6 protein-coding genes are annotated in these 7,161 nt (G+C 29.2%); 1 reads left to right on the plus strand and 5 read right to left on the minus strand.

The genetic code is table 11. The features are described 5' to 3' along the window. Positions 1-465: formate--tetrahydrofolate ligase (locus tag MR593_RS02595; protein ID WP_290686683.1), on the plus strand; the 465-nt coding region annotated here is incomplete at its 5' end. A 124-nt stretch (positions 466-589) separates the two neighbouring features. On the opposite strand, the gene MR593_RS02600 is transcribed toward MR593_RS02595, so the two are convergent. The 5 genes from MR593_RS02600 to MR593_RS02620 form a co-directional block, all read right to left on the minus strand. Continuing rightward, a complete protein-coding gene (locus tag MR593_RS02600) occupies positions 590-3,136 on the minus strand; it encodes a PEP/pyruvate-binding domain-containing protein (RefSeq protein WP_290686686.1) in 2,547 nt (848 codons plus the stop codon). A gap of 209 nt (positions 3,137-3,345) precedes the next feature. Further along, on the minus strand, positions 3,346-4,137 hold the full coding sequence (locus MR593_RS02605) for a Cof-type HAD-IIB family hydrolase (RefSeq protein ID WP_290686689.1): 792 nt from the start codon (positions 4,135-4,137) through the stop codon (positions 3,346-3,348). A gap of 3 nt (positions 4,138-4,140) precedes the next feature. After that, a complete protein-coding gene (locus MR593_RS02610) occupies positions 4,141-5,025 on the minus strand; it encodes a RelA/SpoT domain-containing protein (protein WP_290686690.1) in 885 nt (294 codons plus the stop codon). 299 nt (positions 5,026-5,324) lie between these two features. Continuing rightward, on the minus strand, positions 5,325-6,194 hold the full coding sequence (locus tag MR593_RS02615; protein WP_290686692.1) for a helix-turn-helix domain-containing protein: 870 nt from the start codon (positions 6,192-6,194) through the stop codon (positions 5,325-5,327). A gap of 161 nt (positions 6,195-6,355) precedes the next feature. Beyond that, positions 6,356-7,042 carry a peptidoglycan recognition protein family protein gene (locus MR593_RS02620; protein ID WP_290686694.1) on the minus strand — a complete coding sequence of 229 codons (687 nt, stop codon included), beginning with the start codon at positions 7,040-7,042 and terminating at the stop codon, positions 6,356-6,358. Between the last annotated feature and the right edge of the window lie 119 nt (positions 7,043-7,161).

The raw sequence follows: 7,161 nt of genomic DNA on the forward strand, positions 1-7,161 counted from the left end.
AACGTTGCTTTATCTCAAGTATGGGCTAAAGGTGGCGAAGGTGGTATAGAATTAGCTAAAGAAGTTATAAGATTATGTGAAGAACCAAATGACTTCCAATTCTGCTACCCAGACGACTATACATTAAAAGAAAAAATAAATGCAATAGCAACTAAGATATATGGAGCTGACGGTGTAGACTATACTCCAGAAGCAGAAAAAGAATTAGCTAACTTAGAAAAACTTGGATTCGGTGGAGTTCCAGTTTGTATGGCTAAGACTCAATATTCATTAACTGATGATCAAACTAAATTAGGTAGACCAACAGGATTCAGAATAACAGTTAGACAAGTAACAATATCTGCAGGTGCAGGATTCGTAGTTGCATTAACTGGTGAAATAATGAAGATGCCAGGACTTCCAAAAGTTCCAGCAGCTGAAAAGATCGATGTTGATGAAAACGGAGTAATATCAGGATTATTCTAATTTCCAAATTAACATATATAAATACCACTTATAAATAAACTATATTTATACCATATCCTTTATAATCAATTAAAAAGAGTGTCTAAAATATTTTTAGACACTCTCTTCTTTTGTAAAAAAAGTATTAAGAACAAGTTACGATTTGTTCAGTTATATCAGAATAAATTTGAAGTCCTTTTGTATCGTACACCTTGATTACATCTTCATTTATATTGTTATCTTTGATAATTTGTTTTACTATATTTTCTTTTTCTCTCAATTTGTATTCATTAAATATTACATCGCTCTTATTATCAAATAACGCAACATAGAATATTCCAGTTTCTACTAAATCTTGGAAGAAATGACTTCCATAAGATAACTCAGGCATCAAATCTTGATTACTGTAAGCGATTTCACACATTACAGACATATTACATAACTCTGTAAATTTAACAGGTACTCCAAGTGCTGGGTTACTACTACCCCATCTACCTGGTCCCATAAGCATTGCATTCTTTCCTTTTAGTTCTTTATTAATAAATCCAATTTGTCTAGCTATATCGTATTTTTCAACCTCTGATAATTTTAGATAATCATCTGAAGATACAAATACTATATAATCTATAGCAAGTCTGACATTACCACCCATGAAATTACCTTGTGATGAGAATAGACATGAGCTAGAATCCTCTAATTTAGGTAATTCTACTGTCTTACCTAGACCTCTAGTTTGTAATGGTCTACATTGAACTATATTTATTCTAAAATTACCTTGTCTATCAAAATTGGCAGTATATTCAATATCTACAGGATAATTGTATTTTGATGATACTACTTTTAATATTTTTCTCATAGCTTCAGCAAATTTAGTACTTCTCAACAATCTTTCAAAATTCAATACAAATGGTATATTAGATGTATCTATTCCCACTCTCTTGAATCTTTCTTCTGTTTCTTTATCCTTTGTTCCAAATAAATTACTTTGTGTCTTTAAGTTATTTTTAACGGCATCATTTACTGTAACTGTTTCTACACTGTTTGTATTTAAATTCAATACATCTACATAATGTTGACAGAACTTTTGAGGATCCTTCTTAGTCATAGCAGGAAGTCTTGTTGGATCATCTAATGCAACTATTCTAACATAGTCGTTGTTAACTCTATCAACTGCTCTTGTACCAAGTCCAAATACAAGTCTAAGCATACCTGCATCCATATCTATCTTTTTATTCCAAACATATAAGTTTGATGAATTTGCAACTCCAGCTACATGAGGGAAGTAATATTCTCCATAATAATCTCCTGAAACTCTTTGAACTAAGATAGCCATTTGTTCATCACGCTTATCTAATCCACGGTTTTTTCTGTAGTTTAATGCATCTTCATTCATTGTACTTGCATATACTGTTCTTATTGCATCTTCAAAATCTTTTAATCTAGCTTCTGGTGTTCCTTGGTTTATACAGAAAACACTGTCGTACTTACCTGCAAAAGCATTACCGAAGTTATCCTCTAATAGTGAACTTGATCTTACAATTATAGGACATTGTCCATAGTATTCCAATAAGTGCATAAATTGTTCTTCTATCATTTGAGAGAATTTACCATTTTTTAAACCATCCTGTAATTCTTGAGCATATACAAAATAACCTTCATCAGTTTTTTGTTTCATTCTTAAATCCCATAGTCCATTTTCAACTATATAAGAATAGAAAACATCTGTACCAATATAGAATGAATCATGTGGTTCTAGTATATCCTTAAAGTATTCTTTAGTTTCTTCTGACTTACTTATGATAGCGTTTGCCATAAGCATACCTATACTCTTACCACCTATAAATCCTGTACCTATTTCACGAGAAGCTATTTGCACCATATCAGCTAAAGTAAAGTATTTTTGGCACATATCGTGAATTTTGCTGTCTTTACCAACTAATATGTTTATTAAAACTTCCTTCATTTTATTTTGAGTTACTTCATCTTGTGTTAATGCAGATTTTGCTTTGTTGAAGTTTATTCTCCAATAACCAAGTCTTTTATTTCGCCAGTCGAAATTTGAAAATAGCTTTGAAGCTTCCCCACTTGAAGTTATAGTAGTGACTTCATCTCCATCTATTTTATGTGGGAAGAATAAAATAGGAGTGTATCTATCTTCAACCTTTAGTGGATGTATGTAGAAACTTCCTTCTACGTTATATATATCCATTAAAACTTGTGTAGTTTCTCTTATTTTAGCTATTGTTTCATAAGTATAAGAATTTCTCTTTATTGAAAAATACGCTACTGCTCCCATTTTATACAAATAAGGACATGTAACTTTGAAAAAGTTAACTGTCATTAAATCTGAATACCATCCTCTTTGTATATATGTAAGACTGTCAAATACATAAACTGCGTTTTCACTTTGTGTTTTTATTATGCGGTGAACAGACATTGTGAACTCTTCAAATCCCTTTTCCAAGTCTAATTCAAATAAATTAACTGAATCTAAATCATCGATTACCGGATTACCCTTTCCAAATCGGATGTAATTTACTTTTTTCCCATCTGCTACTGATTTTTTAGCGAAAGCGTTTGCCACATGTCTATAGTTATTTATATCTTCAACCTGCCATACGACATTATCACCAGGATATAATCCACCCATAATATCGTCGAAGCCTTTTATACCTGTACTTATTTTTTCCATATGAATGCACTCCTTTGTCTGAATATTTAGTTATTTAAATTATATCAATACGGAAATTTTTTTTCCTTAATATAATTAAGAAATTATATATTAATATAATTTTATTTAAAATAATAAAATAAGAAATATAATTTTCCATGCCTATAAATGACATTTTCTGTATATTAAAAAAGATGCGAAAATATTTATATTTCTCGCATCTCTATTAACTATACTATATTGAAATGTTGTAATGCATATTCTATGCCATCTTCGTCTACATCTTTTGTAACAAATTTTACTATTTTAGATAGATCTTGTTTTCCATTTGCCATCAATACCCCATTTGGGCAAAATTCAAACATCGTAGTGTCATTGTAGCTATCTCCAAATGCATAACTATCTTCCTTTTCTAAGTTAAAATAATTTAATAGAAACTCCATTCCACTAGCCTTTGAATGACCTTTTGGAACGACTTCTATATCATTTGAACCTCTATCTATATAGTCAAATCCTTCATTTTCGAAATACTCAACTATATTATCTAATTTAGCTGTATTTTTTAATGTAGCAAAAAATTTATCAAAATATAATTCATCACTTGTGTAAGGCTTCATAGGAAATCCTCTCTTCTCAAAAGCCTTTATCCTATTTTGTACATCCTCACTTTTACTATCGTAATCCATAAAAATAGCATCTCTGCCTTCAATTATAGCTTCCATTTCATTTTCTTTTATAAGATTTAATATTTCTTTGTACTTATTTTTTTCTATAGTTTTATGATATAGTACTTTACCATGTACCTCTATATAAGTTCCACATCCACATATATATCCATCAAACCCCATATCCTCTAATCTAGGCTCTACTAAGGCTCTTGTTCTACCTGTGTTTATAATTGTTATGTGTCCATTCTCCTGAGCCTTTTTAAGTGCATGTTTTGTACTTTCTGGTATTTCATTATTTACTTCTGAAATCAATGTCCCATCAATATCAAAAAATAGTATTTTTCTTCTTCCCATTTATTACCTCCTCAAATTTTTTGGTCTATCGCCCCAAATTATATCATCTATATCACTCACTATAGATTGTCTCTCTTCTTTATTTAAAGAATCATTTTCATAAATTTTTTGGCGCAATTTTCTAAGCATATCATTTTTATTTTTTAATTTTTTGCTGTATTTATATTCAATATCGCTAAAACTTTGATTTAGCATATTTATAAGAGATGCCATCTCATCTGAACTTCCAGCAATCCTATTTAAAAGCATTAAGTTTTGTGCTAATACTTCTGGAATATCGCCATCGTGACTGTATCTAAGCTGATGATCTATCTCCCCATATCCCTCTTCAAAAATAGTTCTGACCTGTATTTCTATAGTCGATAAATCGTGTTCTGCACCGTATTTAATAAGATAATGAACAGATCTATATCCAGATACCCTAGATCTCACAGGAATAGATTTTTCCTCGAAGGTCTTTACATTGTCACCCTCTCTTATATTAGCTACAATTTCAACCACATTCCATTTGTTAGTTATAAAATTGTGTATCTCTTCCCAGTCTTCTTTAAAAATATGTATTGCACGAATCCCCATTAAATCTGTAATTTCATCTTTATAATTTTCTATACTAAAATTAAAATGAGCTCCATATTTTCTTCTTCTATCTGGAGTCTTCCTAACTATCTTTTGTAATAGCCTTTTAGGATCTTTTACTCTAGCTTTTACAGAATGGACCTTTGGATGTTCTCTAAGTACATTTGCCACATAGGTTATTCTAGCGTCATAAATATCAATTGATTTCTTATAGTCTTGCAATATATTGTATAAATCTATCCAATTTATACCTAACTCTGTCAAGGAATACTCATCTAAGCCATACATATTTAAAAAATCATCTCTATTCATAGGCTATACTCCTTTCTCAAATTACTATTACAACTTTTCAAATTTTTGTCAAGTAAATTATTTTCTATCTATTTATTATATCATATGTTTTAAATTTCTGATAAATCTATGCAAAACATATATTATCATTTGTTTTCATATTCTATATACTATATAATAAAAATAGTGGATATTTTAAATAGTATTTTACGTTCAGAACAGAATATATCTAGATTACAAGAAACAAATAAAAATATCAAAAATTCTTCATTTTAGAATTTTAAGAGGCTACTTGTATTTTACAAGAGCCTCTTAAAATTTTAATAATTTCTTATGCTTTTTTCTCTATACTTTGAAGGTATCATACCTGTAGATGCTTTAAATTGTGATGTAAATGAACTAGGCTTCTTAAATCCAACCTTCTTTGATATGTCGCTTAGAGAATAGTTTGTAGTTTCTAAAAGAACCTTTGCCTTTGATATTCTTATTTTAATCAAATAAGAATGTGGGGTTTCACCTAATGCCTTTTTAAATGCAGCTCCAAAATAGTTTTTTGATAATCCTGCTAATTTAGCCATTTCTTCTATCTTTATTTCCCTATTGTAATTGTGATTTATAAAATCTGCAACTAAATAAATCCCCCTCTGATAGCTTTGTTTTTGTTTAAAAATATCTATATCTTTATTTAAGTTTCCTCTAATCAATTCTCTACAGAAAAGATTTGATATCATATCTAGTTTAACTAAATCTTTTTGATCATTTTTTAGAAATTCTTCTATAAAAATATGTAAATAAAACTTCAATTCCCTCGATAAATATATAGGGTAATTAAATATATCATCTGAACAATTTAATTCCTCCATTATACCCTCTAGATAATCTTTTTTGACGAGAATATCTGTATATTCTACATTAGAAAGACCGTATTTTATTCCGTGATTTGTATTACTTTTAACTGAATATATATACCCTATCTCTCCAAAAAAAATACTTTCCTCATTTACCAAAAAAGGAACTGGACTAAGTGGAATAAAAAATTCGTATTCCTCATGACTATGTAATCTTGACTTAGTTAAATTTTCATTTGAAGGAATGGATTTAGCTATAAATATATTTTTATTGTAATAAACATCACAGCTTTTATAGAGTTCCCTTGCATTTTCTTCATAAGAATTTACTATATCAATCACAATAATCCCTCCATTCTGATAATCTATGCTTCTTTAGATTATTATTACACAGTCGATTCTCTTTTTCCTATTACCCTAAGGGTATTAATCTAGCTTTTTGGAATTATTGATATTTTGATATTTTTTTTGAATTATTAGTTATTTTTTTAATTATACTTTTCTTATTCCAAGCATTTTTGCTCAAACCAATCCCAATCCAATCCATATTTTCCTTCAAGTAGCCATTGAGGACATTCTTTACCTGTATAATCCTCGTGCTTTTTAAGCTGTAATCCTCCTTGATATTTGCTCAAAATTTTAAATAATTCTATAGCATTTAAATAGGCTTGTCTCTGTTTAGCTCCATCTGTGTACATACATATTTCTATAGAAATACCTGTCTGATTACCTTCATGTGTTCCTTGTGCATACGCCTCCCAATTCAAAGGAATATTCTCGATAATCTTATCATATCCTACAGTTATGGTCCATGATGCATTTCTATATTTAGAATAAGCAGTGCCTGCATATGGATCTTCATTTGCGTTTTTTAGAGATTCATACATCTTATCAGCATCTACATCTATACACCCAGTCTGATGAATTACGACGTCTTTAGGCTTTATTTTAGTTCCAGGAATGCATGAACCCTTGTCTAGTAATTTATCTGATATAACCTCCGCTCTACCTATTCTCGTTCCATTTACAAGCACATCGTCTTTTATATACTGTGTAGAAGATCCGTAGATATAATTTAATTTACTTATCAATAGACATATCAATAACAGTATCATCAACAAATAAATAGTTATTTGCTTATTTTTTTTGAAAAAATCAATATCGATAGAATTTAAATTTATTTTATTCATATAAAAATCCCCCAAAATCTTATTTTTGCAAACTTTTATATAATCTAGATTATACTAAATACTTATATATAAATGATACATTAAAAATATATATTTTTTATTTTAATTTTCTTAAATTT

The sequence above is a fragment of the Intestinibacter sp. genome (assembly GCF_022780145.1).
Taxonomy (GTDB): Bacteria; Bacillota; Clostridia; order Peptostreptococcales; family Peptostreptococcaceae; genus Intestinibacter.